The sequence below is a fragment of the Cupriavidus nantongensis genome, from assembly GCF_001598055.1.
In the GTDB taxonomy this organism is placed as follows: Bacteria; Pseudomonadota; Gammaproteobacteria; order Burkholderiales; family Burkholderiaceae; genus Cupriavidus; species Cupriavidus nantongensis.
Map to the genome: position 1 here is coordinate 2,900,325 of NZ_CP014844.1, position 26,805 is coordinate 2,927,129.

The following is a 26,805-nucleotide window of genomic DNA, read 5'->3' on the forward strand; positions in this document are numbered from 1 at the left end:
AGAGAGAAGAAAGACTAGGACTTGACCTCGAACCGCAGGTAATCCGCGAGCCGTTTCGACTCGTTGACCTCATCATGGGACACCAGCAGGTACTTCCAGGGCTTGGTTCCTACGCTCACCGCGTGATCGGAAGCGTGCTTGCACCAGCGCACGGCGGCAGCGGCCTTGAACTGAACTTCATGGGTATTGACGTCGGTGCGTGCCTTCGTTTCCACCATGTAGTTCGCTGCGTCCGTCTCGGCGACAAAGTCCGGGATGTACTCCGGCTGCTCGGTGCCAAGCTTGTAGTAGATCTGGAACTGCCCCTTCGCAGGCTTGAACCACTTCAGGGCATCGCGCTCCAGGATGACGGCGAAGCGCCGCTCAGTGTCCGAATCGAACTTCTGTAGCGGGTATAGACAACGCGAGAAGCCCCCAAAGAGCATCTGCTTAATGCGACTGGTTTCGGTCACGGTCTCCCGGAAGTGGTGAGCCGTTTGGCCCGCCGTGGCGGTGTAGTTGCACGGCTTGAGTTCGGTGAAGCCGCGACTGACCTGCACCTCGTACTCCGTCGCCTCCTCCCAGAAGTGGGCCATCATCTGTGCGTGGATCTCCCGTGCGATCAGACGACGGTCACGATCAAGGACGCTGATGGCTTCATCCTCGGACAGATCGCCGCGGAGGTGCTGCACCATCTGGCCTGCGAGGTCGTAGAGCAGATCGGCGTGGGTGAAGTAGTCGATGTCGTCGAAGTCCACCAGCGCGTGGACGATGTAGTCCTCCGGGCGCTGCTCCTTGAGCCCAACCTCGGCGGCCAGGGTGAACTGCTCGTTGGTGCGCAGCATCTGCCCGACGATCTCGCGCTCACCCGGCTGGAGGTGGAGCTGGCTCACATCCAGCTTGAAGGAGTGGAAGCCCGTTGTCACTTCGCCAGTCGGCACCACCGCGATGCGCGGGATGTCGATGGTTTGCTGCACCACGATCTCCGTTGTCTTCGCCACCACGGCGGACAAATCAAGAGCGGAGGCTGATGCATCCACGCCCGCCAGCAATTCGCCTTGCAGCGGCTTCAACCTCTCCGCGACCTCCGCGAGGATTTCCTTCTGCACTTCGGGTTTCAGCAACGCGCTGCTGGTGGGCACCAGATCGCGCTTGACCTCGTACTTGCCGATGACGTCCATGACCACGCGCGCGGCTTGCTTCTCCGCCTCCGTGCTGAACACCGGTTGGGGCACGGAGACTTCCGCTCCACTGTCAGTGGCTGAAGCCCCCTTGACCACGATCGGGGCTTCCGTCAGACCGAGGCGCGCCGCTGCCCCGGACTGGACCTGCACGCTGACCTTCCTGTCGTCGGTGCTCGGCGCATCGAGGATGACCTGTTTCAGGCGAATCGGCGAGTCGCCGCGGTTGGCCTCGTCAATGATCTCCTGGAACTTGTCGTGCGCGACGATGTTCAAGCGATCCACCGCCGCGACGCCCGTGCGCTTGCCGTAGGGCAGACGCAGGCCACGTCCGATGGATTGTTCGATCAACGTGCGGGCATTGGCGGCGCGCAGCGGCACGATGGTGTAGAGGTTGGTCACGTCCCAACCTTCTTTGAGCATGTTGACGTGAATCACGATCTCGGTCGGCTCGTCCACGCTCTCCACGGCCAACAGGCGGGTGATCATCTCTTCTTCTTCCGCGCCGGTACGGCTGGAATCGACCTGAATCACCTTGCCATGGTAGCGGCCCTCATAGAAGGCTTCCGACTCCAGAAGCGCCAGGAGTTGCCCCGCGTGCGTGGTATCGCGAGCGATGACGAGCATGAAGGGCTTGACCGGCTTGACGCCGTTCTCGCGGGCATAGGTGAGCAGCTCGACCTTGGTCGTCTCGTGCAGGCGCACACCGTCTTCCAGCTTGGTCTTCTCGATCTCCTCGGGCGTGTGCGCCTTGGCGTCGAAGTTGCGCTGGGTGACCACGGCAGGCTCTTTGACGAAGCCGTCCTCCATCGCCCGCGCCAGCGGATAGTCCATCACCACGTTCTTGAATGGCACCGGCCCCTTGCTGGATTCGACGAATGGCGTCGCCGTCACCTCCAGGCCAAACAGCGGCCTCAGTTCATTGATGGCACGCACACCCGCGCTGGCGCGGTAACGATGCGATTCGTCCATCAGCAGGACGAGGTCGGGCAGGGTCGCGAGATGGTTGAAGTAGCTGTCGCCCAGCACTTCCTTCATCCGCTTGATGCGCGGCTCCTTGCCGCCGCGCACCTCGGAGTTGATTTTGGAGATGTTGAAGATGTTGATGCGCACGTCGTGTGCGAAGCCCTGTGGCTGGTCATCCACCGCCGCGCCGGTCTGGTCGTAGTTGTCACCGGTGATGATCAGCGGCGGTTGTTGCGCGAATTCGGCGATGCCCTTGAAAACGTACTTCGGCGTGTTGCGCGTGAAGTCCGTGATGAGCTTGTTGTAGATCGTCAGGTTGGGCGCGAGCACGAAGAAGTTGTTGATGCCGTGGGCCAGATGCAGATAGGCGATGAAGGCTCCCATCAGGCGCGTCTTGCCCACACCTGTTGCCAGCGCAAAGCACAGTGACGGAAACTCGCGCTCGAAGTCCTCCAGTGTGCTGAACTCAGCCTTCAGCGTGGAAAGAATTGCCGAGACATCGCGCTCGTGGCCCAAGAGTTCGGGCGCGGCATCAAGCATGCGAGCCAGTTTGGTGAGCGATTCCGCCTGGGGCGGACGAAGGGACAGACGACCAGTAACTGCGTGCAGGACGCGGGCGTTCATTATTCGTTCTCCCCAAACAGGCCGCCCTGTCCCGCGTTGGCGAGGGCCGCGTTCTTGTTCTTGATCTTCTTACTGTTATCGAACGTGGCCGCAGGCTCAGCCTTCTCAATCTCCGCCATCGGCAGGTTGGTCACATTCAGGCTGTAGTCGTCACGGCCCCAATGGCAGCGGGCCAGCACCATCTTCGGAATCTTCTTCAAGGTCAGGTTCGGCCAACGCTCCGCGGCTTTGGCCGCGGAGACTCCGTGGAAAGCGGCGCAGCACACCAGCAGGCTCCGCTCAGGGCCGACTTCACCGGACAGGGCTTGCAGTTGCTCTGCGGAAAGGTTCTGCGTGGTGACGTAGATGAAATCGCGCTCGCTGGAGTGGCCGTGCTGCCACCAGTGCATCTCCGACGGCGCATAGGTAAAGCCTTCCAGCTTTGCCAGCGCCTCGGCCAGTTGCGCAGCGTTGTACTCGGGATTGATGACCGGGTTGCCCCAGCGGTCGTTGATGATCAGGCTGGGGGCAAGGCGGTAGTAGCGGAAGCCGCCGCCGCCTCTCCAGTTCATCGCTGCAGTGACACCCGCCAAGTCTTCGCCATCGATCACCTTCTTCAGGCGGGGAATTACGTGAGAGTGACAATGCTCGCCCAACTCAACCATGATCCAGCGGCGCCCCATTTTGTGGGCGACTGCCCCAGTGGTTCCAGACCCAGCAAAAGAATCGAGAACGATGTCGCCAGGCTTGGTCGCCAGATCAAGGCATCGCTTGATAAGCCCCTCGGGCTTTTTCCCTTTTGGGAATTCGATCCCACCTTCGTTATGGAGATTGTTGGAGAGAATGTCATCCCATAGGCTTGTCAAAGGCTCACCAGCCACGTACTTCCCGTCAATGAATTTGAGCTTATCCGAGTAGAAGAGGATTCGCTCTCCATTGACGAAGTACATATTCGAATGAGATTCGCGTTCTAGTAGCAAGACTTCGCCGGATCGAGCCTTCGATCTGTCAATCATCTCCCTTGCTTCACTGCTAACGGCTTTGTAGTCTGGGCGTGCGAGACGAACTACACGCTCCGCATTATTCATCACAAACTCGGAAAGCTGCTCCTCGTACAGATCCCCCAAAGTCTTCTTGAGGCCGCGTTCCGGCATGCCAAGACTCATTGCGAACGCACTAGCAAGTGTGATGAATCGCCAATGAGAGAAGGGCTCTTCGTAGCTTTCGATGAATTGCCCATAGCGCTTGTCACGTTCGGAACGGGCCGTGAAGACTCGATTGGGCGTCCACAACGACTTGTTCTTTGCGTAGATCAGAATGAAATTTGTTGTGCTTACAACGCCCGGATTTATTGCTTTGTGGCCCGTAGCTGAGCCTTGCTTGAAGGTCACCACCGAAACCCGATTCGCGCGCCCGAATACTTCGTCCAACAAAGCGATCAGGTATCCAAGTTCGTTATCGTCGATGTGCACAAACAGCGTTCCGTCATCGGACAGCAATCGCCGAAGCGATTCAGCTCGATCACGAATGAGTCCAAGCCAAATGGAGTGTTCGTATCCATCATCGTAGTGCTCAAACGCCTGCTGCGTATTAAATGGCGGATCGATGTAGACGCACTTCACTTGGCCGGAGAACTCCTGCTCCAGTGCTTTCAGCGCCAGCAGGTTGTCACCGAAGATCAGCCGGTTGTCGAACATGTCGTTGTCGGAGACGCGATGTCTAGCGTGATACGACTTTTCCGGGTCTTCGAGCAGGATGCGCGGCTCCAGCTTGGGCCGCTTCTCCTTTCCGATCCACGTGAGTTCTAGTTTTTGCTTGCTCATGACATCGTTCTCAGAGTTGTGGCGCGCGGCTCGACAAGTAGTCGATCAGGCGCTTGCGCGGATACGCGTCCGCTGCATTTTGAATATTGCGTAGTGGCGCTAGGGCCGGATCGGCACTCAGCGCGAAATGTGCTTCCATCAGCTCGGCCAGGAAGGCCGTGACGTTGCCCTGGTTGCGGAAGTAGGCCAACGGCCCCTCCAGAATGAGCCGTTGCCCGCCGAGGTCGAAAGTCTGCTGTCGGAGTTGATCGAGCGGCTGGCTGATTAGCGCGGGAATCGTCGCAGGTTCAATGACGGTTGCTGCGCGAATGCGGTTGCGCAGGCGCTTCATCATGACTGTCGTGATCAAGTGAATGCCATGTCGATAGATCAGGCGTTCTTGACTGCGCGCAGGGGCATTCTGTTCGTAATCCACCACAAGGGTGCGAATCGCGCGGTGGTACAGGACGGCGTTGACCAACAACGCCCCCGATAGGCCGGCGGTGAACAGCCCTTGGTATTCGACGGAGTCGGGGTTGGCGAGCCGCGCCGGTTCGGTCTTGAGCCAAACAGCGTAGCGTGGGTCATTCTGTTGCAAGGCCAGCGCCCGCAGCGCCTCATCGAGCGTGATGGCCTCGGCTCCGGTTGCGAGGGCCTCGGGACGATAGTGGTAATCGAAGCCCAGGTGGCTAATCTCCTGCCGCAGCCGCTCCTGGTTCTCATCAAGCGACGCAAAGTTCGCGGTTTGAACCGGGTTCTGGTGGTTGCGAGCCTTGGTCACGCTCTTCCCAAACTGGCCGTCTGCCGATGCCTTGATCAACGTGAGCATTACCTTGGCGTCATCGATGCTCCTGCGGGGATGCTGGCGCACGAACTCGGCGGCCGACGCCACGGTCTGCGCGCCGTTGATGATGGACAGGCCCCGCACCTTAAACTTCTTGATGCCGTTCTTGTTGGCCTTGGGTTCGATCAGGTCGCAGACGGCAGTGACGCCGTTATTCAAATAGAAGAAGTCCGCGGGACAGTCATGCAAGGTCGTCTTGATGGCCTTGTTGACATCGGATTTGCTGCTGCCTAGGAAGTAACGGATATTGCGCTCGTACAGGGCTTTTCCGTGCGCCTGATGCAGAGCCACCAAATCTGCCAGCCGCGCGATCCCGTAGTACGTTGTCCGCGGCATCTCAACTTTCGCATGCTTTTGCAACGCGACATCCGCATGCACGGGCTGGTAGGCCTGCTCCGCCAGCAGGTCGCGGGTAATCTCGACTGCCGTGTAGTACTCCACCTGTTTGACCAAGCGCTCTTCATCAAGGTCTTCGTCATCAAGCAGCGCCTGCAAGGCATCGCGTGCCGTTTGCGACACACCATCGCCGGTGTAAGGAACGACCAGCTTGATGTGGCAGCACGCATCGAGTGCGCCCTCGATATCGGCCTTCCGATTCTGGACGTTGCCGTTGAACGCGGTGAAGTCCTGTTTGAGCAACAGGCGAATGCCCTCGCAGAACGGTAGTGCATCCTCCTGCTTGAACTGCTCAGATTCCTTCAGCTTGGTTTGCAGAAGGTACAGCGTCTCCGACGGCGCGTGATAGTGGATCGCGTCGATCCCCTTGTCGTTGAAGTCGTCCACGACCGAAGCGGCGGCCGCCTGCGGCGTGATGTCGAGCAGCTTATGCAGGGCGAAGGCGCTGAAGGCTCGTGAGAGTTGCTTTGCCGCCTGATCGGTAGGATTGGCGTTGCCGAGCAACGGGGGCAGGAACGGCACGAAGCGGGCGGCGAGCGCCTGCTTCAGGATGGTCATGTAATGAGGTTCGAGCGCCGCCATGTCAATGGTACTTCCCGTATCGGTTCTCGAATGCGGGCTTCGTACCTTCCAGTATGGTCACGACGACTTCGTTCAACCCTGTGTTCTCGATGGCTCCCGATTCATAGCTAATGGTGGAGTCCAACGCTCGGTCGAACCTCGCATGGATGATCTGCTCTGCATCGCAAACAACCGCTAGGTTGGGGTTGTGCGTAACCATGATGATCTGCCTCTGCTTTTTGGCTTCGGAGAGAACGGGAACGAGCAGACGGAACACCGTCTCGTTGTCAAGATTCTCTTCCGGCTGATCGAGAATGATGGGGGTCTTTCCCTTGTCCACCAGCAAGTAGAAGATCAGCAGAAGCGCGCCACGTTGACCAGGAGACAGTTGCTCGATCTGCGTGTCCTGGAAGAGCAGCGAGTACCGAGGCTCAAGGAAATTCAAGCCAAAGATGAGGTCATAGACAGCCGTGGCAGGCTGCCCCTTCTTCAGCAAGCTGAATATTCCGGCGTCTGAACCGGATGCCTTCGCAGCGGCCAGCACCTTTTCCTGCAAGGAAGCGATGAAGGCTAGCGCTCCATCCTTGGTGTTCAGGTCATGGCCATCGAACAGTCTTCTGATGGTCGCCAGAGCTTCGTCCTGCCCGCGAAAGTCACCCGAGGTTTGCTTGATCAGCGCAAACAATTGGTCGGCGATAGCATCAGCGGATGCCGCCAGCGTTGCCTGAAACTGCAGCCTGTAGTCCTCGCGTATCAGGACGTTCTTCTGAATCAGATCCTGCACCGGCTTGAACAATTCCGCGCGCGCACGCCGCTGTGCATCAAGGGTGTCGAAGATTTCCTCGGATAGCTGCAAACGCTTCGCTTCCAAATCCTTGTGCTGCAGCGGAAGCTCCTGGATCTGCTCAATCCTGGTTTCCAATCCGACCTTGGTCTCAGGTTCGGTGATTGAGCCGATGAGTTCCTCGCGCTTTTTGCTCCACTCCACAAGCTGGCGCTGGTAGGCCTCATACTGCTGCTGCGGTGCGTTCAACTTTGCGGTAAAACCTTGCTGAGTTGCGGTGACGGCATTGAGGACGTCAGCCAGCCTTTCGGCCTCGATCTTTATCTCGCCTTGCTTCGTTGCCAACTCGGTCGATTTTTGGTCCAGAACGGCGGTCTTGATTTCGATGGCAGCGAGATCGGTCCAAGAGAAGCCGAGAAGTTTGACATCGTCGGAGACGGCCTTTTCGGCTTGATCGAAAGATCGTTGAAGCAACCTCAACTGCTCGCGAATGTTCCCTATAGCCTTTTGGCGTTTGGCCAGTTCCGTGGTCTCGCCAGCAATCTCTTGGCTGCGCTTTCTGGCGGCTTCAGCCTGTTGAGTTGCTGCAGCCAAGCCTTCAGCCGCTTGCTTTTGCGCGGGGCTCATTGCTTCGGTCGGCGCCGCGACCTCCGCAGGCTTCAGCTTGTCGTGCTCCTCGATCTGCTTGCCCTTCAGCAAGAGCAGATCGGTGAGTTTCTTCAACTCAATGGGTTGAAGCTGCTCCTCGATGCGAACGATGTCTGCGTTGGTCGATGCCAGCTCCTTACGGTACTCACCCAATCGATTTCTGAGCGACTGCTCCTGCTGCTCGGTCAACTGATCAAAGTCGAGTGCGCCAAGCCGCATTTCTTCGCTCGCATGGGAGAAGATCACTGACCTCAGCTCCTTCTCAAATGCGTTCGACTTGCCCGATACGTGCTCATTGCAAAGCTCTTCAAAGTAGCCCTGCGGGATGTAGCGAACAAGCTCCGCCTTCTCCTCTGATGGTGACTCATTCAACGGCCGGGACTCGGTGCTTTCGTCTCGCCAGGTCAGCGTTCCGGTGAAGTGACGTGCGGGCTCACCGGTCTTGCCCCAAAAGCGATCCTTCTTCAAAAAGCTGAAGTGCTTGGATTGTTTTGAGTTGCCGAGCGTCGCGATGACATCCGCCAAAGCGCTCTTGCCGCTTCCCTTGTTTCCAATGACGGCGACAAGATCGGGATTCAGGGGGATGTCACAGCCGTGCAGCCACTGCCCGACGCCAGCTTTGTCCACTGTTTTGCTAATCTCGATAGACTCGATGTAAAAAGTCTTTTTGGACTCGACTTCTTGAACCTTGGGCGGCGTGTCGCCAATGAAGGAGCGTTTTGCCGGTTCAAGAATGGCTTGCTTGAGGCCGTGGAACGTTGGGTCGGCCTTGATCCACGTTCTCTTCCCTGAAGGGAAGTCGCCGTAGCCCCGCTTGTCATCATTCCCGGCGGCGCCAACAAAGCAATGAGCGTCACTGCCTGCCACCACGAGCCTGGGGATATCCTTCAACCCGTGCTTGAAATTGTCGATCCAGGCGTGGTTGGTCGATGTCTTCTCGCACAGGAAAGCTGTTCTCAGGTCCAAATTCCTGGACTCGAAGATAGGGGACGATTCAAAGAGGCCGAGGAAGTAGGAGTAGTGCTGCTCCCATTTAACCTCGGTAAGCCCGTCGCTTGTGTCGTATGGCATGAACCCAATCGCGAGCTCATTCGGAACACTTGCAATCGCGTTCTTGTAGCTCTCCGTTTTTACTTCAGCCAACTTGTACCCAGCCAACAGCGCATCCGCGTAGTCGCTTTCGACAATTTCCTTCTTGTGCCCCTTCTTTGCCAGCATATCGGCGGCAGTCGCGCGAGCGAGATCTACAAGTGCGTCCTTGGATACGGAGCGATCAAGGCGCTCGATCTTGAGATTGGCAAGAAAATCCTTCAGATGTTGATCGGCGATCGCGTCTGAGAATATGACGTGCGCGTTCAGCCGCTTTTCGGTGGGCGCTGACAGCCGCAACTCAATCCCGGGAAAGACCTTCTTTGTGAGCTTTGGCGCGTCCGCGTCAGAGAGTCGTTGCTTCAGCGCGAACCAGCCATCGAATGTCCAGTAGTCCATGATCGCGAACACAGCAGGTTCTGCCTTGTTCATGGCCTCGATCATTTCATCGACCAGCTTCTTGCTCGCCGCAGAGGAGAGGTCGTTTTCGAACCTCTCTCCCGACCAATGAAATGATGCGGGCGTATGGACATGCAGATCCCACTGCCTCCAAATTGCACCCCGAGAAATCTCTCTTTTTGTCATCATTTCAGTTCCCACTCGATGGTGAACAGCATGTGCTCCTCCACTTGCTGTTGAAGCTGCAATTCCAACTGGCCGATGAGCCCGTTACGCTGTGCTTCCACTTCGTCCTGCCGGGAGAACAGATCGCGGCGGAGCTTGCTCCGCTTGCCTTCAAGCTCCCGTTGCTTCTTCTGCCAGGACAGCTTTTCTTCCAACGTCGGCGCGGTGGCGGCAGTGCTGCGCACCTCCTTGATTTGCCGGTCGATCTCTTTGATTTCCTGCTCAAGGCCCAGCTTCAGGTCGTCAGCCCACGCATCCAGCTTCTGTACTTCTTGCTCGAAGTAACCGAGATTGCGCTGATTGATCTCGCGCAGCAGCTCGGCCTTGCGGGCTTCGACGTCGGACGCCAGTGCGGAGTCGACCCCGCTGCTGAGCAGGCTGGGCGGCTGGGCAACGGCGGGCAGGCGCAGTAGCTTCCTGGGATCGTCTTCCAGCAGAGTGATGCCATCCGACGTGATGGCCGTTACCAGCAGGTGCTGCTCCTGGTTGCCCAACGCTTCGACTTCGATCAGCTTCAGTGTGAGCCATCCCGCTTTGCCGCGATAAGGCTCCAGGGTGCTCACCCTGGTACCGTATGCGTCGTAGTCGAAGACGAGCTTCGCACCGTCAAGCGTACGGGCCTTGGCCTTCTCGGTGACCCATGAAGCCAGCGGGTGATGGATTCGGTACAGGTGTGCGTCGCCGGAGCGACGGGGCAACTCATAACGTCCCAGCTCGATTCCAGCGCGTGCACTGGCATCAATGCCGTCCGGCACACGCTGCAGGAGGAAACCGTGGTCATCGAAGCTGGCAAATTCGCCCAGTTCCGCGCAGCTTAGCTCCATCAGCATCCGCTCGAATCTGCTCCGGGCGCTGTGGCTATCTTCCGCGCGGACACGGAGCTTGGCTTGCACTTCCTCATCGAAATTCTCCAAGAGGAGCTGACGCGTCTTGACCATGGCGTCGCTGATCTCTCCCGAAAGGTCAAGTCGGAGTTGCTCGAAACTGGTTTTAATCTCCTCGGGCTCTCGGCAGTTTTGGTAGATATCAGCGATGCGTCGCTCGAAATCGACACCCGAACCGATAGCGCCCAACACTTCGTCGCTGGCGCCAAATACGCCCTCGAAAAGTTGGAACTTCTGCGCCAGCAATTCGTAGACGCGTTTGTCCGCCTCGTTGCTGAGATCAACGAAGTTCACTACCACCACGTCGTGCTTCTGACCGTAGCGGTGGCAGCGCCCGATGCGCTGCTCAATGCGCTGAGGGTTCCACGGCAGGTCGTAATTGATGACGAGCGAGCAGAACTGGAGGTTGATGCCTTCGGCGCCGGCTTCGGTGGCAATCATGACCTTGCCGCGCTCCTTGAAGTGCTCAACCAGTGCCGCACGAGTGTCGGCGGTCTTGGAGCCGGTGATGCGGTCAGTGCCTTCGTGGCGTTTGAGCCAGTCCTTGTAGATCGCCTGCGCACGCTGGTCGCTGTTGGTGCCGTTGAAGAGCACGATGCCGTCGCCGTAGGGCGTGTCAGCCAGCAAGCTGAGGAGGTACTGCTGTGTGCGCTTGGACTCGGTGAATATGATGGCCTTTCTGGCCGCGCCCAAGCGGTCCAGCTCGGCGAAGGCGCGATCCAGCGCAGTGAGCAGCGCCTTGCCTTTGGCGTTGTCGCGGATGCTGGTTGCCAGCGCCTTGAAGTGGCGAAGTTCTTCGATTTCCTGCGCGATGGCATTCCGCTCTGAGCGGCTCGGCGTCGTAGAAGCGGCTTCCTGCTCGCTCCACTCATCAGCGGTTTCGTCCAGCGACTCGTAGTCCTCGTCGAGTTCTTCGGCCAGATCGGGAATCTCGGCAGTTTCGTCAAGCACTCCCTGAAGCCGTTTGGCCATCGTCTCCAGCGCGCCTGCGATGGCGTGCGAGCTGGACGCGAGCAACTTCCATAGCACCAGTGAAATCAGCTGGCGCTGTCCCTCAGGCATGGCCTTCAGGTTGGGGCGACGCAGGTAATCAGCGACGAGTCTGGACAGTTCCTGTTCTTCGCCCGACGGCGTGAACTCCTGGATGATGGCCTTGCGCGCCGTATACGAAACATAGGGCTGAACCTGTTTGCGCAGAGTGCGCTTGCAGATCGGAGCCAGTCGGTCTCGCAGGGCGTTGAAGGCCTGTTCCCGGCCAGTAAATTGCCAGCGAAAGCTGTCGAGGTCTCCGAACACGCGGTCATCGATGAAGCTGACCAGCCCATAGAGTTCGAGCAATGAGTTCTGCAACGGCGTCGCGGTCAGAAGCACCTTGGAGTGAACGTGCGATAGGGCCTCCTTGAGGGCCTTGGCAATGACGTTGCTGGTCTTGTAGACGTTGCGCAGGCGATGCGCTTCGTCAAGGACGACCAGGTCCCAGTCGATGCTCTTGACATCGTCAGCCTTGGACTTGGCGAACTGGTAGGAGCAGATGACCGGGCCGGAGGCGAACAGAAATGGATTCTGTCGATCCTGCTTACGGATCGCGTTGTAGCTTTTGGCTTCGAGAATCAACCCTTGAAGGCCGAACTTGTCTTGCAGCTCCTGGTGCCACTGCTTGCGTATGTTGGCCGGGACGATGCGGAGAATCTTGCGCCGCCGTTCCGCCCAACGCTGCGAGATGACCAACCCTGCTTCGATAGTCTTGCCAAGTCCGACTTCATCAGCGAGGAGTACACCGCGCGAAAGGGGATTGCGGCAGGCGAAGAGAGCGGCATCTACCTGATGCGGATTGAGATCAACCTGCGAGTCAACCAGTGTTGAGGCCAGCGACTCCACGGAGTCGCCCGCCGCACGGCGCGTGAGCAGTCACGCAACGTACTGACGTTGATGCGGTGTCAAGAGCTGCATTGTCGTCAACTGCGATCTCCCCCATGTGCCCCAGGCGTTATTCGGCTGCGGACCTTTCCAGGCTCAGTCCGTCTCCGGTTTCATCTTGCTGCTGCTGCTGGCGATCCAACTATCCAGTTCGGATCGCCGGAAACGCCACGTCCCTCCCAACTTGAATGCCGGGATCTCTCCCCTTTGAGCCAGGCGATAGACCGTCCGCTTGCCCGCTTTGAGGTATGCCGCGACCTCTTCAAGCGTAAGGATTTCGCTTTCGGCGTCAGTCATCTGAAAACCATCTAGGTTGGTCTTTCATAGCCTTCACTTGCCAAGTTTGCTCAATTCTATCAAGGAATGCTCATTACAAGCCACTATCCAGTGTGGCGAGTTTCCAGTCACCCTATAACCCGGTTGTCGGGCAGTTCCTATTGTTTGCGGCATGAAGTTGTCCTGATCTCCACGATCTGACCATTGCTGATCACACAGGAATGGCGCGATGGTGGCTTCGATCTGGCTGCGCGCCGCGCATCGCGGCGTGCCCACTTTTCTCGTGACGGCCCTCCTGCTGGGTCAGTCCCCGATGGCCTTGGCCGAGTCCCCGGCACAGCGCCAGGAGCTGGTCGCCGCACTGCGCCAGCTCGACGCGCTGGAGCGCGCCGTCGCGGACAGCGCCGCGCATGCCCCCATCCAGCCGGGCGAGCGCTACTACTTCGACTACCCGCGGCTGCTGGCTGACCTGGCGCGTGTTCGCGCCGGCATTCAATTTCACCTGACGCCATCACGCGCCCAGCCGCGCGCCCCCTCCGAACTGGCCGGCGACTACCGCGCCGAGCGGGCGACCGAGCCGCTGCCGGCGACGATTGCGGAGGGCAAGCAATGAACGGCGCCCAGGTCTCGGCATTTCAAGCCAACAGCGGCATCGCGCCTTCCGCGATGGCGACCGTTCTGGTCGGCGTCGTGTTCGCGGTCCTGCTCGTGTGGGGCGTCTGGGCCATCCGAACGGCCTACGTGGGGTGGTCCGAGAGCCGCCTCAACCAGCGCCAGTTCCTCGGCGTCTGCATCCGCTTCGTCGCGATGTACCTCGTCCTGAGTTTTTTCCTCCTGTCCTGACCTGAAAGGCCCGACCATGCACAACCGCATCCTCACTTCCCGTTTTGCCCAGCGCGCCGCCGTGGTCCTGGGCGCCGCGGCGCTGCCCGCGCTGTCGTTCGCGCAAGGCCTGCCGCAGTTGGAGAACCCGACGCGCGGCACCGGCAACGGCATCATGGAGACGATCCGCAATTACGGCTACGACATCATCATGCTCGTGGCCCTGCTGGTGGTGGCGTCGATGTTCATCGGCGTCTGCTACCACGCCTACGGCACCTACGCGGAGATCCACACCGGCCGCAAGACGTGGGGCCAGTTCGGCCTCACGGTCGCCATCGGCGCCGTGCTGCTCGTGATCGGCATCTGGCTACTCACCGAAGCCACCGGCATCCTGTAAGGCGAGGTCGGTATGTCCGAGCAGCAGCACGTCCGTGCGGACGGAACGGTCACGTTCCTTCCGCACCGGCTCAACCGCCATCCCGTTGTGGTGCGCGGGCTCACCGCCGACGAACTCTGGATTTGCTGCGGCCTGTCCGGCGCCGCCGGCCTGCTGGTCGGCGCGCCGCTGTCCTGGGTGTTCCGCACGATCGCACTGGCGCCGACCTTCGTCGTCCTGGGCGTGGCGCTCGGGGTCTTCATCGGCGGCGGCATCCTGCGCCGCCTCAAGCGCGGGCGCCCCGACACCTGGCTGTATCGGCAGTTGCAGTGGCGCATCGCAACGCGCCATCCGCTGATGGCCGGCTGGGTGGGCGGCCATGTGCTGATCGCGCGCTCGGGCTCCTGGTCCACCCGCAGGAGCATGCGATGAGCCGCTTCAAGAACGAGATCGCCCACCTGCAGGGGCACATCAAGACCTTGCGCCTGGGCGCGGGCGCGCTGGTCATCGTCGCCCTGGTCATGGGCGGCGGCTGGTGGAGCGCGCCGCGCGACCTGACCATCCACGTCCCGCCCGACCTGCGCTCTGGCAGTACCCGCAAGTGGTGGGAAGTGCCGCCCGAATCGGTCTATGCGTTCACGTTCTACGTGTTCCAGACGCTGAACCGCTGGCCGACCAATGGCGAAGAAGACTACTCGCGCAACCTCCACACGCTCTCGCCGTACCTCACCCCGTCCTGCCAGGCCTTCCTGCGGGCGGACTATGACTACCGCCGCTCCACGGGCGAGCTGCGTCAGCGCGTGCGCGGCATCTCCGAGATTCCCGGCCGCGGCTATGGCGACGACCCCACGGCGCGCGTGCGCACCGTATCCGAGCGCGACTGGGTGGTGACGCTGGACATCACGGCTGACGAGTACTACGGCGCCGAGCAGGTCAAACGCGCCCTGGTGCGCTATCCGATCAAGGTCACGCGGGTGGGCGTCGATCCCGCCCGCAACCCGTTCGGCCTGGCGCTGGACTGCTACGAAGGCGCGCCCCAGCGCATCAGTGCACCGGAGCCGGCGCGCCCGGCGCCGAGTGGCCTGTCTCCGCAAGCGCCTCAAGGAGGAAACACCCCATGAAGCATCCTGTACTCGCGCTGCTGGGGCTACTAGCCGTGGCCGCGGCACCCGTCGCCCAAGCGGTGGAGATCCTGCGTTGGGAACGCATGCCACTGGCAGTGCCGCTGAAGGTCGGTCAGGAACGCATCGTGTTCATCGACCGGAACGTGCGCGTGGGCGTGCCCGCGGGCGTGGGCGAACGCCTGCGCGTGCAGAGTGCGGGCGGCGCGGTGTACCTGCGCGCCAGCGAGCCGATCGAGCCCACGCGGCTGCAACTGCAGGACGCCGACACGGGCGCACTGATCCTGCTGGACATCGCAGCCGAACCGCCCAAGGACGGGGAAGCCGAGCTGGAGCCGGTGCGCATCGTCGAGGGTGACGGCGCACCGGGACGCTATGGCGAGCAGGCCGACAGTGCCGAGGCCCCGGCACGCGCCCAGGGCCAGGCAGGTGCGCGAACCGCGCGGCGCGAAACCCCGGTCCCTGTCGTGCTGACGCGCTTCGCCGCGCAGAACCTCTACGCGCCGTTGCGCACCGTGGAGCCGCTGCCGGGCGTCATGCGGGCCAACCTGCCCCGCGACCTCGACCTGGACACACTGATGCCAACGCTGCCCGTGCGCGCGGTCGCGCTCGCGTCGTGGCGCCTGGAGGACCAGTGGGTCACTGCCGTGCGCCTGACCAACGGCAGCGGCGGCTGGATCACGCTCGACCCGCGCGTGCTGCAAGGCGATTTCCTGACCGCCACCTTCCAGCACGAGGCGCTGGGCCCGCGCGGCACGCCCGAGGACACGACCGTCCTGTACCTGGTCACGCGCGGCCGCGGCCTCGCGCAGTCGCTGCTGCCGGCGATTCACCGCTTCGACCCTGCCGTGCATCTGCCGCAGCCGGACGGCGACGAGAACGCCAAGGAGGCCCGCCATGCGCAGTAACGGCCTGCTCAAGTGGCTGATGATCCCTGTCGCCATCCTGGTGCTGTTCGTCGGTATCCGGCTGTTCTCGGGTGGAGGCAGCACGGCGCCACCCGCGGCGGACAACGGCGCCCAGCTCACGCCCGATGAAATGAAGGCGCTGGGCATCGAAGGCGACACCCCGCGCGACACCGTGGCCACGCTCGTTGCCCAAGTGAAGCAGTTGCGCACCGAGCTTCAGACCGCGCTCTCGGACAACAAGTCGCAGCGTGAAGAGAACCAGCGGCTGCGTCAGCGCGAAAACTCCATCGACCAGCGCATCAATTCCGCCCTCGAATCCGAGCGGTCCAACCTGCGCCGCGACCAGGAACAGGCGGCCAGCGCTCGCCAGCAGACAGAAGGGCTGCTCGCCGACCTGCAGCGGCGCCTGGACAGCATCGGCGGGCGCGGCGGCGGCCATGCGGACCTGCCCGTGGGCTTGGGGCTGCAGGGCGGCGACGAGGCCGGCATGGAGGGCGGCGTGCGGTGGGTCGAGCCGGACGACGCAAAGCCCGCCGAGGGGCGCAACGGCGGTCGTGGCGCGAGCGGCGGAATGAGCTTCCCCACGAGCTTCGGCCCGGCGCAGAGGACGCTCGAAACCACCGCGGAAGCCGTGGCCAACGCGGGCGCCCGCGCCGCCGGGGTCAAGAGTGCCAAGCCGGTCTATACCGTGCCGACCAACTCCACGCTCATGGGTTCGGTCGCCATGACCGCACTGATCGGCCGCGTGCCGATCGATGGCACGGTCAACGATCCCTATCCGTTCAAAGTCTTGGTCGGGCCAGACAACCTGACCGCCAATGGCGTCGACATTCCCGACGTGGCCGGCGCCGTGTTCAGCGGCACCGCCTCGGGCGACTGGACGCTTTCGTGCGTGCGCGGCCAGGTGCGCAGCATCACGTTCGTCTTCAACGACGGCACGATTCGCACGATCCCCGAAGACCGCGAGGGCAACCAGCAGAACAACCAACAGCGCGACGGCTTGGGCTGGATCAGTGATCCCCACGGCATTCCTTGCGTCAGCGGCGAGCGGCGCAGCAACGCCCAGCAATACCTCGGCTCGCAGGCCCTGATCACCGCGGCCGGTGCCGGCGTGGCCTCGCTCATCGAGAGCGACAGCGGCCGCATGTCGTATGTCGGCTCGGACGGCTCCATCGGCACCGTGGGCATCACCGGCCAGGAAGCGGTCGGCCAGATTCTGGCGGGCGGCGTGCGGGACATGTCGGCCTGGGTCAACAAGTTGTACGGCCAGGCGTTCGCCGCCGTCTATGTCCAGCCCGGCGCCAAGGTTGCCGTCCACCTCGATAAGCCGCTCGCCATCGACTTCGATCCCGAAGGCCGCAAGGTCGATCACCGCGCAGGAGAAAGCCATGCCCTTGAACTTGACTAACCTGGCCCGTGGCCTGGCACTGGCCCTCGCCGTCGCGGTGCTTGGCGGCTGCGCCACCAGCAAGGAAAAGCTGCTGACCCACGGTAACCGCACGATGATGGACATCTGGCAGCAGGAGGCCGGCGACGGCGGTGGCGCAGCCGGACGGAACGCCGGCCGCCAGCTGCTCGATGCGCGCCAGAGCCTGCGTCGGCCCCTGACCGACGCCGACGTGCAGGCCGCACCTGTCGAGCAGATGCGCTATACGCGCACCGCGCGCAATGAGGTCCACCGCCAGTTCCAGCGTCTGCCCAATCCCGATCTCGTGATATACGTGTACCCGCACCTGGCCGGCACCGACCCCGTTCCCGTGCCGGGCTACACGACGGTTTTCCCCCTGTACCAGCGCGTGCAGTACGCGATGCCTGGCGAGAGGACGGAGGACTACTGATGCGTTGGAAACTCCCCTGGCCGAAGCTGGCCGGCGCCGGCTCCAGCAGCCCGGCCAGCGATGAGCAGCCGGACGGCTGGCAGCGCCACGTCGAGGCCTTGCGCCAGGCCGGCATCCCCGAACCCGGTTCGGCAGTCCACGGCCGCAAGCCAGCGACCGTGGCCGACGAGCAGGCGCTGTACGACGTTGCGCCGTCCTTCGTGGAACTGCTGCCCTGGGTGGAGTTCATGCCCGAGTCGAAATCGATGCTCCTGGAGGACGGCCAATCGGTGGCGGCGTTCTACGAGCTGGTGCCGCTGGGCACCGAAGGCCGGGAACCCGGCTGGCTCGCGCATGCCCGCGACGCCCTGGAAAACGCGCTTCAGGACAGTTTCGATGAACTGGATGAGAACCCGTGGGTGCTCCAGCTCTATGCCCAGGACGAACCGAGCTTCGACCAGTACATGCAGACCTTGCGCGATTACGTGCGGCCACGTGCGCGCGGCTCGGCGTTCACCGAGTTCTACCTGCGCTTCTTCGGCCACCACCTGCGCGCTGTGGCCAAGCCCGGAGGCCTGTTCGAGGACACGGTGGTCACGCGGCTGCGCTGGCGCGGCCAGACGCGGCGCGTGCGCATGGTGGTGTACCGCCGCGCGAGCGGTCAGGGACAGGCAAACCGCCGCGGCCAGACACCCGAGCAGATGCTGGGCATCGTTTGCGATCGCCTGTGCGGCGGGCTGGCGAATGCCGGCATCCAGGCCCGGCGCATGGTTGCAGCGGACGTTCACGACTGGCTGCTGCGATGGTTCAACCCGCGCCCCACGCTGCTCGGCCCTGGGGTGGAGGACCGGGAGCGCTTCTACTCGCTGGCGCGCTACCCGGACGAGACTGAGGCCGGCGAGATCGAGTTGGCGAGCGGGCGGGATTTCAGCCAGCGGTTGTTCTTCGGGCAGCCGCGCTCGGACGTGGCGCAAGGGGCCTGGTACTTCGACGGCATGCCGCACCGCGTGCTGATCACCGACCGGCTGCGCATGCCGCCCGGCACCGGGCACCTGACCGGCGAGACCCGCAAGGGCGATGCGATCAACACGCTGTTCGACCAGATGCCGGAAGACACCTTGCTTTGTCTCACGATGGTCGCCACGCCGCAGGATGTCCTGGAATCGGATCTGAACCACCTGGCGAAGAAGGCCGTGGGCGAGACGCTGGCGTCGGAGCAGACGCTCAAGGACGTGCACGAGGCCCGCTCGCTGATCGGCAGCGCGCACAAGCTCTACCGCGGCACGCTGGCGTTCTACCTGCGCGGGCGCGACGAGGCGGAACTGGATCGGCGCGGCCTGGACCTCGCGAACGTGATGCTCAACGCCGGCCTGCAGCCGGTGCGCGAGGACGACGAGGTGGCGCCGCTCAACAGCTACCTGCGCTGGCTGCCGTGCTGCTACAACCCCGGCAAGGATCGGCGCCGCTGGTACACGCAGCTGATGTTCGCCCAGCACGCGGCGAACCTGTCGCCGGTGTGGGGCCGCGCCCAGGGCACGGGGCATCCCGGCATCACGATGTTCAATCGCGGAGGCGGCCCGATTACGTTCGACCCCTTGAACAGGTTGGATCGGCAGATGAATGCCCACCTGTTTCTGTTTGGCCCCACCGGCTCGGGGAAGTCCGCCACGCTCAACAACCTGCTGAACCAGGTGACGGCCATCTACCGGCCGCGGCTTTTCATCGTGGAGGCTGGAAACTCCTTCGGGCTTTTCAGCGACTTCGCCAGGCGCCTCGGCCTGTCAGTCAACCGGGTCAAGCTGGCCCCGGGCTCGGGCATCAGCCTGGCGCCATTCGCCGACGCACGGCGGTTGATCGAAACGCCCAGCGATGTGCAGACGCTCGATGCGGATGCGCTGGACGAAGACCTGCCCCCGGACGCCTCGGCCATGGAAGCGGACGAGCAGCGCGACGTGCTGGGCGAACTGGAGATCACAGCGCGGCTGATGATCACGGGCGGCGAAGACAAGGAAGAAGCGCGGATGACGCGGGCCGACCGCTCGCTGATCCGCCAGTGCATTCTCGACGCCGCCGAACATTGCGTGGCCGAGAAGCGCACCGTGCTCACGCGCGACGTGCGCAACGCGCTGCGCGCCCGCGGCCAGGACCCGACGTTGCCCGAGATGCGCCGCGTGCGGCTGCTGGAGATGGCGGACGCGATGGACATGTTCTGCCAAGGCACGGACGGCGAGATGTTCGACCGTGACGGCACGCCATGGCCCGAGGCTGACATCACCCTGGTCGATCTGGCGACCTACGCCCGCGAGGGCTACAACGCGCAGCTCTCGATCGCCTACATCAGCCTGATCAGCACGGTGAACAACATCGCCGAGCGCGACCAGTACCTGGGACGGCCGATCGTCAATGTGACCGACGAAGGTCACATCATCACCAAGAACCCGCTGCTCGCTCCCTATGTCGTGAAAATTACCAAAATGTGGCGCAAATTGGGCGCCTGGTTCTGGCTCGCCACGCAAAACATTGACGATCTGCCGCGCGCCGCGGAGCCCATGCTCAACATGATCGAGTGGTGGATCTGCCTGTCGATGCCGCCGGACGAGGTGGAGAAGATCGCTCGGTTCCGCGAACTCTCGCCGGCGCAGAAGGCGCTGATGCTCTCCGCACGCAAGGAAGCGGGCAAGTTCACCGAGGGCGTCATCCTCTCCAAGAGCATGGAAGTGCTGTTCCGCGCCGTGCCGCCGAGCCTGTACCTCGCGCTCGCGCAGACCGAACCCGAGGAGAAGGCCGAGCGCTACCAGCTCATGCAGCAGCACGGCGTCAGCGAGTTGGAAGCCGCCTTCAAGGTGGCCGAGAAGATCGACCAGGCACGCGGCATCGAGTCGCCGGCCCTGGACCTGCCGTAAGCCGGAGAACGCCATGGAACAGAAACGCCCATCCATTCCGATGCAGGTACAGGCGTTCCGCCGTCGGCGCTGGAGGCTCAGCTGGCCCTGGGTGTTGGCCGCCGTGCTGGTAGCGCTGCTGCTGATCTGGCTCGTGTCGCGCTATTCTGGCAAGTCCACTCCCCAGCCTTCAACGCCGGTCAGCGTGACGCAGGTGGCCGGGCCTCCGTGGCAGATGGGAAATCCGGAAGGGCGTTTCACGCTGACGCTCTACGCGGACCTCGAATGCCCGTTCTGCCGATCCTATTTCCCAGTGCTCAAGCGTTGGGTGGCCGGCAACGCGGACGTGGCCTTGCAATGGCACCACCTCCCGTTGGCCGCGCATGAGCCGGCCGCGTCTGCCGAAGCGAGGCTGGCGGAGTGCGCCGGCGAATCTGGCGGCCATGCCGCCTTCTGGCAGGCTGTCGAGTGGGTCTATGCCCACACGCGCAGCGACGGCCAGGGCTTGCCCGAGGACCTGCGCTACCCCGACCTTACGCCAGCCATCGAGCAGTGTCTGGCGAGCGAACGGCCCGAGGCGCCGATCCGCACCCAGGCGGCGGAAGCCACGAGCAGCGGCGTGACCGCCACGCCGTCGCTGCGGCTGCACGATCGCGAAACCGGCAAGGCGATCCTGCTGCAGGGTCCGATCGAGGGCGATGCCTTGCTGTCGGCCATGGACATGCTCGCGGCCGGCGATCCCGCCGCCACACCTACTACATCGGAAATGCCTGCCGACGTCGTCGGCGACATGCCCAGGTAGCCCCGGTCTTCAAGGCTACGGCGCAGTCCACTGCGCTGACCGAAACCCGTTCGCCTCGCATCCTGGCCGCGAACGATCACCGCTGCCGCGGTGATGGATGCACCTTGTTCGTTCCCCAGGAGGGCTTGCCCTCCCAGGGCGCGCGCCCTCCGATCTCACCGTCTGGAGGTTCGCCATGTCTTTCGTCGTCAATGACTCCTGCCTGGAGTCGCTTTCCGCCATCGCTGCCCAACACGAGGACTGGATCATCCAGCAAGCCATCGTGCTGCTGGAGAGACGGATTTTCAAAGCTGGGCCGTGCCTCAGCCGACCGGCCGCTGTGCGGGACTACCTGCGTCTGAAACTGGTCGCCGAGCCCAATGAGATATTCGCCGCTGTGTTCCTGGACAGCATGCACCAGGTGCTGGCCTACGAGCCGTTGTTCAGGGGCACGATCAACTCGACTTCGGTCTATCCGCGTGTCGTCGTACAGCGTGTGCTGGAGCTAAATTCCGCCGTGGTGGTCTTCGCCCACCAGCACCCCTCGGGTATCACCGAGCCGTCAAGCGCGGATCGCATGCTGACCCAGCAACTGCAAGCCGCACTCGCGCTCATCGATGTGCGGGTACTGGATCACATCATCATCGGCCAGGGTGCCCCGTTCTCCTTTGCGGAGTCCGGCCTGCTGTAAGGGTTGCACTGCTTCGTTGATCAGCGCGGAGGCTTCGGCCTCCGCTTTTTCTTCGTGGCGACACAAGCAGCTATGCGGGGTGGCCGCGATGCGCATTGTTTGTTGGGCCCGCATGGGGTTCGGCGTTTGACTATGGCCCTGATCAACTTCCGGGGCGCATGACATGCCAGCAGCTCTTATCCGGTTCGCACCAAGCTGGCGAACCCTTGGCCTGGCCGTAGCGCTGCCGGTGTCTCTGGCGGTGTTCAGCCCGGCCACCTTCGCCGCCGACGTGGTGGTCGTCACCGACAGCCGCCACCCGGTCAAGACCATGGGTGGCGAGCGACTGATCGAGTTGGACGAAACGCCCCGGATGGAGGCCGAGCTTTCCGCGAATCTTCCAGCCGACCCTGAGCGGGCAGCAGCCATCGTCCGGCAACGCCTGAACCAGGGAGGCGCCGACCTTCAGCGCCGCATCGCGACGGCCTACCAAGGCGTGACCGACGCATGGAGTTTGGGTGTCACGACCATCCCTGCCGTGGTGGTGGACCAGCGCTATGTGGTCTATGGCGAGCCGGACGTCGCCCGCGCCATCGCGCGCATCGGGCAGCACCGGAGGGCGCAGCCATGACGCGCCCATTCGATCTGCTGCGCCGCCTGCGCGTGCCCGTGGCCTCGCTGCTGCTGGCCACCGCCACAGGCAGCTACGCCTTGAACACCGCCACGATCGTCTCGTCCGTCATGTCGCCGGACTGCCTGGAGTACCGGGTGGTGGGCATCTGCTACTGGCTGTACTGCACCTATGGCGGCTGCTCGGTGCGCACGTCGGTCAAGGTCAGGCACTACGTGCCCGATGCGGTCGTCTCCAGCTACAGCAACACCGGCGAGAACCCCTGGGTCGAGGTGCAGGCGATGAGCACGCCCAACCCCTCCGCACAGGCTGGCGGCGATGGGACCACGAACGAAGACCACGAAAACAACCTCGCCAAATTCAAGAACGCCGATGTCATCGGCCATCCCGGCGGTGAGGTGTTCAACCAGTTCGCGTCGTCGTCGGGCTATTTCTGCCAAGGCGCGGGCACGGCCTTCATGCCGTATCTACTCAGCACCCTGGACACGCTGGCCTGGCGCTACAACGTGCCCGAGATGGCCTACCCGGAGGCGCTGATCCCGGGCCGGCGCGAGGTCGGTGCGCGCACCACGATGAACCTCTGGGGCAATGTCTATCCGCGCGGCGGCTTCCTGCACCAGACCGACGACCACAAATCCGGGGCAGTGGTAGCCCAGCGCGCGGGCGATGTCGTCACGCGCCGCGGGCAGATCCACGTGTACCAGCCGCTGCTTGCCAACGCCCGCGACGGCTACTGGCCGGCCGGCGCGCTGATGGAGGGTGATGCCTCTACGGGCAAGTGGCAGGAGCTGACGCCGCGCCTGTCCAACACCTGCGTGGTGTTCCCGCACGGCGGCACGCTGACCCAGGCCCAGCAAGGCGACTACGCCTGGGCGCTGTGGCGTCCCTATGCGTGCTGCGAACGCCGCGGGCAGGTGTTCCTGGGCAGCGTCGATTTCCTCTGAGGTGCCACGATGAAGCGTCCTGAACCGATCAACCTTTCCGCCAAGGCGTGCCGCCTGCTGCGCCCGACGGCGCTGGCCGGCACGCTCGCTCTGGTCTGCGGCCTGGCGTGGGCGCAGGTCGGATACCAGAACAGCGGCCCCGTCCTCGGCGATGACGTCATGTACTCGATCGGTGGCGGCAGCGCGGTGTCCATGGGCCGCGCGGCCGGCATGCGCTCCATCGGGGTCGGCGTGGGGTGGAACAGCAACCTGATCTGCGGCGACATGAGCATCCAGACCACGCTGCGCAACCAGCTCAATGGGATCACGAATGGGTTCCAGCAGATCATGAGCAACGTGATCCAGAGCGCGACGAGCGCGGTGGCATCGCTGCCGGCGCTGATCATCCAGCGGGCCGATCCGGGCCTGTACAACCTGCTCACGAATGGCGTTCTGCAGGCGCGGCTGGATTTCGACCGCTCCAAGCTGACGTGCCGCGCGATGGCGGAGAAGATGGCCGAGACGGCGGGCGGACAGCTTGGCTGGAGCCAGATGGCCGAAGGCATGGCCCTGCGTGACGCGGTTGGCAGCAACGATGCCGTGTCGGCCGTCGAGCAGGCCGAGACGCGCCGCGGCAACGACGGCGTTCCCTGGGTGGGCGGCAGCAATGCCGGTGGCGCGGGCCAGTCCGCCATCCGGGTGGTCGGCGACGTCACCCGCGCGGGCTACAACCTGGTCAACGGTCGCGGCGTGACGGACACCTCCTCCATCGCGTCCACCAGTTGCGCGAGCCTGTCCTGCCAGACCTGGACGTCGCCGCAGCAGGCGACCGAATGGGCCACGCGGGTCCTCGGAGAGCAGGTGCAGCGCACGTGCGACTCCTGCACCAAGACCGAGACGGTGCCCGGCGTCGGGCTGACGCCGCTGATCCAGGAAGAGTACGAGGCGAAGCTGGAGGTTCTTCAGGAGCTGGTTTCCGGCACGCGCAATACCACCTTTGAGAACCTGCGCGAGGCTGGCAGCACGTCGCTGCCGATCACGCGCGGCGTGATCGAGGCGCTGCGCGACGAGCCGGATCAAGACCTTCTGGCGCGGCGCCTCGCGTCGGAGGTGGCGCTGTCGTCGGTGCTGGAAAAAGCGCTGCTGCTCCAGCGCACGCTGCTCACGGGCAAGAAGGAGCCCAACGTCGCAGCCAACGAACTCGCGGTCGAGGCCGTGAACCACGAGAGCGACACGCTCGACCGGGAGATCCGCAACCTCAAGACCGAACTTGAACTGCGGCGCGAGCTGGCGAATAACTCGCCGATGGCCATCATCCAGCGCCATGGCACGCGCGCGGCAGGCTCGCGCGGCATCTATGAGGGCGATCCGGTGCCCGACCGCCTCGACCAGTTGCAGAAGGGCAATCCGGGAGGCCGGCCATGAGCGCGGCACGTATGACCTGGCGCCCCTTGCGCTGGCTCTTCAGCCAGCGTGCGGCGAAAGCACTGCTGTGGGCGGTGGTGCTCGTCGCCGCTGCCGTGGGCGCCAACATCGTCGGCATCTACCTGGTCGGGAGCGTGGCCGGCTGGGAGCGGTGGCTCGCGGCCGCATCGGGCTACTTTTTCGTGTGGCGGTTGTGCCTGTACGGGGCGACGGCCTCTGGCTGGGTCTGGATGCGGCGCCGGTTGCTGGAGCGCGAGGACAGTAAGCTGGCCCGACGCCGGCTGATTCGCGCTGAGGTCGCCGGCATTGTTGCCATCGTGGCGCTGGAAGCCAGCCTGTTGATGCAGGCCGCTTGAGGGGATCGAGGCCATGACGCTTTTCACGACCGACTACCTGGAGTACTACCTCACCCTCGTGTCCTGGATCGTCAACAACGGCATCTGGGCTGTCCTCGTATCCAGCGGGGTATTCGCGCTGCCTTTCGTCGCCATCATCGTGCAGGAGTGGTTGAAGGCACGTGCGGAAGGCGCCGACGAGGGCAATAAAGGCGTGCTGAGCGCCGCTCGCATCGAGAGCCGGGTTTTCGTCGCCATCGTGGTGGTGATGTTCGCCGGCATTCCGTTCATCGACGTGGACCTGAACACCATCCAGTACGACAGCTCGCGCTCGGCCCAGTGCCAGGTCAGCGTGGCGCAGCCCGCGGATACCGGCTGGTCGCAGTCCTTCAGCACCATCAACAACCAGTCGGCGAAGGTGCCGGTGTGGTGGGCGTTCATGCACGCGCTCTCGCGCGCCGTCACGGGCGCTTCGGTAGCAGCGATCCCGTGCGGCACGGACCTGCGGCAAATGCGCATGGAGATCGACGCCACGCGCATTGATGACCCGGTGTTGGCTCAGGAAGTAGCGGATTTCTCGCGGGATTGCTATGGGCCTGCACGGGCCAAATTGTTCATGCAGCGTCCTCAGCTCGATGAGCAGCAGATGCACGACGTCACTTGGATCGGGTCGAGGTTTTTCACGGACACGGGTGGCTACTACGACACCTACCGCTCCAGCACGCCGCGCGACGATTGGCCCTACGACAGCACCCGCGACGCGGGGCTGGCACAAGTGTCGAGCGGCGGCGGCTATCCGACCTGCAGGCAATGGTGGGCCGATGGCAGCAATGGCCTGCGGGCGCGGCTGCTGGGCCAGGTGGACCCGAGCCTGCTGAATCGCCTGGCGGGCTGGGCTGGCTTCCTGAGCCGGGCCGAGGTGGACGACTCGGTGATCCGCACCATCGCGTCACCGCGGCAGCAGAAGTTGAACCAGGGCAGCGTCTATACGGACTACGGCGGCCAGATCGACAAGACCCTGCCGAACATCGTGACGCGGGCCACGGGCGACGTCGGGATGGCAGTCGGCGCAATTGCCGCGTTTCCCGCCATGGACGTCGTTCGACAGGCGCTGCCCATGGTGCTCGCCTTGCTCAAGATGGCCTTGGTCATCTGCATCCCGCTCGTGCTGGTCGTGGGCACCTATGATCTGAAGACGGTCGTTACCGTCAGCGTCGTGCAGTTCGCGCTGTTCTTCACGGACTTCTGGTTCCAGCTCGCACGCTGGATCGACAGCACCATTCTCGACGCGCTCTATGGGTGGGGCTTCGGCTGGAACCGGCCGCACACCAATTTCGACCCGCTGGTAGGGCTGAACAACGCTTTCGGCGACATGCTCCTGATGTTCGTCATGGGCACGATGTTCCTGGTCCTGCCGGGATTCTGGCTGGCGAGCCTTACCTGGGTTGGGATTCGTGCCGGGCACGTCATCCAGGGGCTGTCAGATGGCAGCAAGAGCGCCGGCCAGGCTGGCGGCAAGGGTGCCGGGGCGCTCACCGGGGGCAAGCTGAAGTAGTACGA

General features: G+C 63.1%; 22 protein-coding genes. 16 read left to right on the plus strand and 6 right to left on the minus strand.

All coding sequences use genetic code 11. From position 1 onward, the window contains the following. Window positions 1-14: 14 nt before the first annotated feature. The 6 genes from A2G96_RS13390 to mads1 all read right to left on the minus strand — a co-directional run bounded on the left by A2G96_RS13390 (window position 15) and on the right by mads1 (window position 12,575). Window positions 15-2,750, minus strand: a complete 2,736-nt coding sequence (locus tag A2G96_RS13390) for a DEAD/DEAH box helicase (protein WP_062799927.1) — start codon at window positions 2,748-2,750, stop codon at window positions 15-17. Beyond that, entirely contained in the window at window positions 2,750-4,552 is a 1,803-nt protein-coding gene (locus A2G96_RS13395) for a site-specific DNA-methyltransferase (RefSeq protein ID WP_062799929.1), read from the minus strand. The genes A2G96_RS13390 and A2G96_RS13395 overlap by 1 nt, the downstream gene beginning before the upstream one ends. 10 nt (window positions 4,553-4,562) lie before the next feature. Further along, window positions 4,563-6,329 (minus strand): AIPR family protein, encoded by a 1,767-nt coding sequence (locus A2G96_RS13400; RefSeq protein ID WP_231909567.1) that lies wholly within the window; start codon window positions 6,327-6,329, stop codon window positions 4,563-4,565. A gap of 25 nt (window positions 6,330-6,354) precedes the next feature. Next, a complete protein-coding gene (locus A2G96_RS13405) occupies window positions 6,355-9,441 on the minus strand; it encodes a TrlF family AAA-like ATPase (RefSeq protein ID WP_082818961.1) in 3,087 nt (1,028 codons plus the stop codon). Further along, window positions 9,438-12,269: an SNF2-related protein gene (locus tag A2G96_RS13410; RefSeq protein WP_231909657.1), complete on the minus strand. Its 2,832-nt coding sequence runs from the start codon at window positions 12,267-12,269 to the stop codon at window positions 9,438-9,440. Before A2G96_RS13410 ends, A2G96_RS13405 begins: the two co-directional genes overlap by 4 nt. 105 nt (window positions 12,270-12,374) lie before the next feature. Beyond that, window positions 12,375-12,575 (minus strand): methylation-associated defense system helix-turn-helix domain-containing protein MAD1, encoded by a 201-nt coding sequence (gene mads1, locus A2G96_RS13415; protein WP_062799936.1) that lies wholly within the window; start codon window positions 12,573-12,575, stop codon window positions 12,375-12,377. A gap of 208 nt (window positions 12,576-12,783) precedes the next feature. On the opposite strand from mads1, the gene A2G96_RS13420 reads away from it, so the two are divergent. The 16 genes from A2G96_RS13420 to A2G96_RS13495 all read left to right on the plus strand — a co-directional run bounded on the left by A2G96_RS13420 (window position 12,784) and on the right by A2G96_RS13495 (window position 26,800). Beyond that, window positions 12,784-13,167, plus strand: coding sequence for an integrative conjugative element protein, RAQPRD family (locus A2G96_RS13420; RefSeq protein WP_062799938.1), 384 nt, complete (start codon window positions 12,784-12,786; stop codon window positions 13,165-13,167). After that, entirely contained in the window at window positions 13,164-13,397 is a 234-nt protein-coding gene (locus A2G96_RS13425; RefSeq protein WP_003050225.1) for a TIGR03758 family integrating conjugative element protein, read from the plus strand. Before A2G96_RS13420 ends, A2G96_RS13425 begins: the two co-directional genes overlap by 4 nt. Before the next feature lie 16 nt (window positions 13,398-13,413). Further along, a complete protein-coding gene (locus A2G96_RS13430; protein ID WP_062799940.1) occupies window positions 13,414-13,773 on the plus strand; it encodes a TIGR03745 family integrating conjugative element membrane protein in 360 nt (119 codons plus the stop codon). A gap of 12 nt (window positions 13,774-13,785) precedes the next feature. Continuing rightward, window positions 13,786-14,184 carry a TIGR03750 family conjugal transfer protein gene (locus tag A2G96_RS13435; protein ID WP_062799942.1) on the plus strand — a complete coding sequence of 133 codons (399 nt, stop codon included), beginning with the start codon at window positions 13,786-13,788 and terminating at the stop codon, window positions 14,182-14,184. Next, window positions 14,181-14,873 (plus strand): PFL_4703 family integrating conjugative element protein, encoded by a 693-nt coding sequence (locus A2G96_RS13440; protein ID WP_062799945.1) that lies wholly within the window; start codon window positions 14,181-14,183, stop codon window positions 14,871-14,873. Before A2G96_RS13435 ends, A2G96_RS13440 begins: the two co-directional genes overlap by 4 nt. Continuing rightward, the gene (locus A2G96_RS13445) at window positions 14,870-15,781 is read left to right on the plus strand and encodes a TIGR03749 family integrating conjugative element protein (protein ID WP_062799948.1); all 912 of its coding nucleotides are present in this window, start codon (window positions 14,870-14,872) and stop codon (window positions 15,779-15,781) included. Before A2G96_RS13440 ends, A2G96_RS13445 begins: the two co-directional genes overlap by 4 nt. Further along, complete coding sequence (locus A2G96_RS13450; protein WP_062799950.1) at window positions 15,771-17,189, plus strand: TIGR03752 family integrating conjugative element protein; 1,419 nt, start codon at window positions 15,771-15,773, stop codon at window positions 17,187-17,189. The genes A2G96_RS13445 and A2G96_RS13450 overlap by 11 nt, the downstream gene beginning before the upstream one ends. Then, a complete protein-coding gene (locus A2G96_RS13455) occupies window positions 17,170-17,619 on the plus strand; it encodes a TIGR03751 family conjugal transfer lipoprotein (protein WP_062799952.1) in 450 nt (149 codons plus the stop codon). Before A2G96_RS13450 ends, A2G96_RS13455 begins: the two co-directional genes overlap by 20 nt. Next, window positions 17,619-20,501, plus strand: a complete 2,883-nt coding sequence (locus A2G96_RS13460) for a conjugative transfer ATPase (RefSeq protein WP_062799954.1) — start codon at window positions 17,619-17,621, stop codon at window positions 20,499-20,501. Before A2G96_RS13455 ends, A2G96_RS13460 begins: the two co-directional genes overlap by 1 nt. A 13-nt stretch (window positions 20,502-20,514) precedes the next feature. Next, on the plus strand, window positions 20,515-21,282 hold the full coding sequence (locus tag A2G96_RS13465) for a DsbA family protein (RefSeq protein ID WP_062799957.1): 768 nt from the start codon (window positions 20,515-20,517) through the stop codon (window positions 21,280-21,282). Window positions 21,283-21,457: 175 nt separating this feature from the next. Further along, on the plus strand, window positions 21,458-21,952 hold the full coding sequence (locus A2G96_RS13470; RefSeq protein ID WP_062799959.1) for a JAB domain-containing protein: 495 nt from the start codon (window positions 21,458-21,460) through the stop codon (window positions 21,950-21,952). Between the two features lie 163 nt (window positions 21,953-22,115). Further along, window positions 22,116-22,562, plus strand: a complete 447-nt coding sequence (locus A2G96_RS13475; RefSeq protein ID WP_062799961.1) for a TIGR03757 family integrating conjugative element protein — start codon at window positions 22,116-22,118, stop codon at window positions 22,560-22,562. Next, window positions 22,559-23,506, plus strand: a complete 948-nt coding sequence (locus A2G96_RS13480; protein WP_062799963.1) for a TIGR03756 family integrating conjugative element protein — start codon at window positions 22,559-22,561, stop codon at window positions 23,504-23,506. Before A2G96_RS13475 ends, A2G96_RS13480 begins: the two co-directional genes overlap by 4 nt. Window positions 23,507-23,515: 9 nt before the next feature. Next, the gene (locus tag A2G96_RS13485) at window positions 23,516-24,910 is read left to right on the plus strand and encodes an integrating conjugative element protein (RefSeq protein ID WP_062799965.1); all 1,395 of its coding nucleotides are present in this window, start codon (window positions 23,516-23,518) and stop codon (window positions 24,908-24,910) included. After that, window positions 24,907-25,266 carry a hypothetical protein gene (locus tag A2G96_RS13490; protein ID WP_062799968.1) on the plus strand — a complete coding sequence of 120 codons (360 nt, stop codon included), beginning with the start codon at window positions 24,907-24,909 and terminating at the stop codon, window positions 25,264-25,266. The genes A2G96_RS13485 and A2G96_RS13490 overlap by 4 nt, the downstream gene beginning before the upstream one ends. 13 nt (window positions 25,267-25,279) lie before the next feature. Further along, window positions 25,280-26,800: a conjugal transfer protein TraG N-terminal domain-containing protein gene (locus tag A2G96_RS13495; RefSeq protein WP_062799970.1), complete on the plus strand. Its 1,521-nt coding sequence runs from the start codon at window positions 25,280-25,282 to the stop codon at window positions 26,798-26,800. Window positions 26,801-26,805 lie beyond the last annotated feature (5 nt).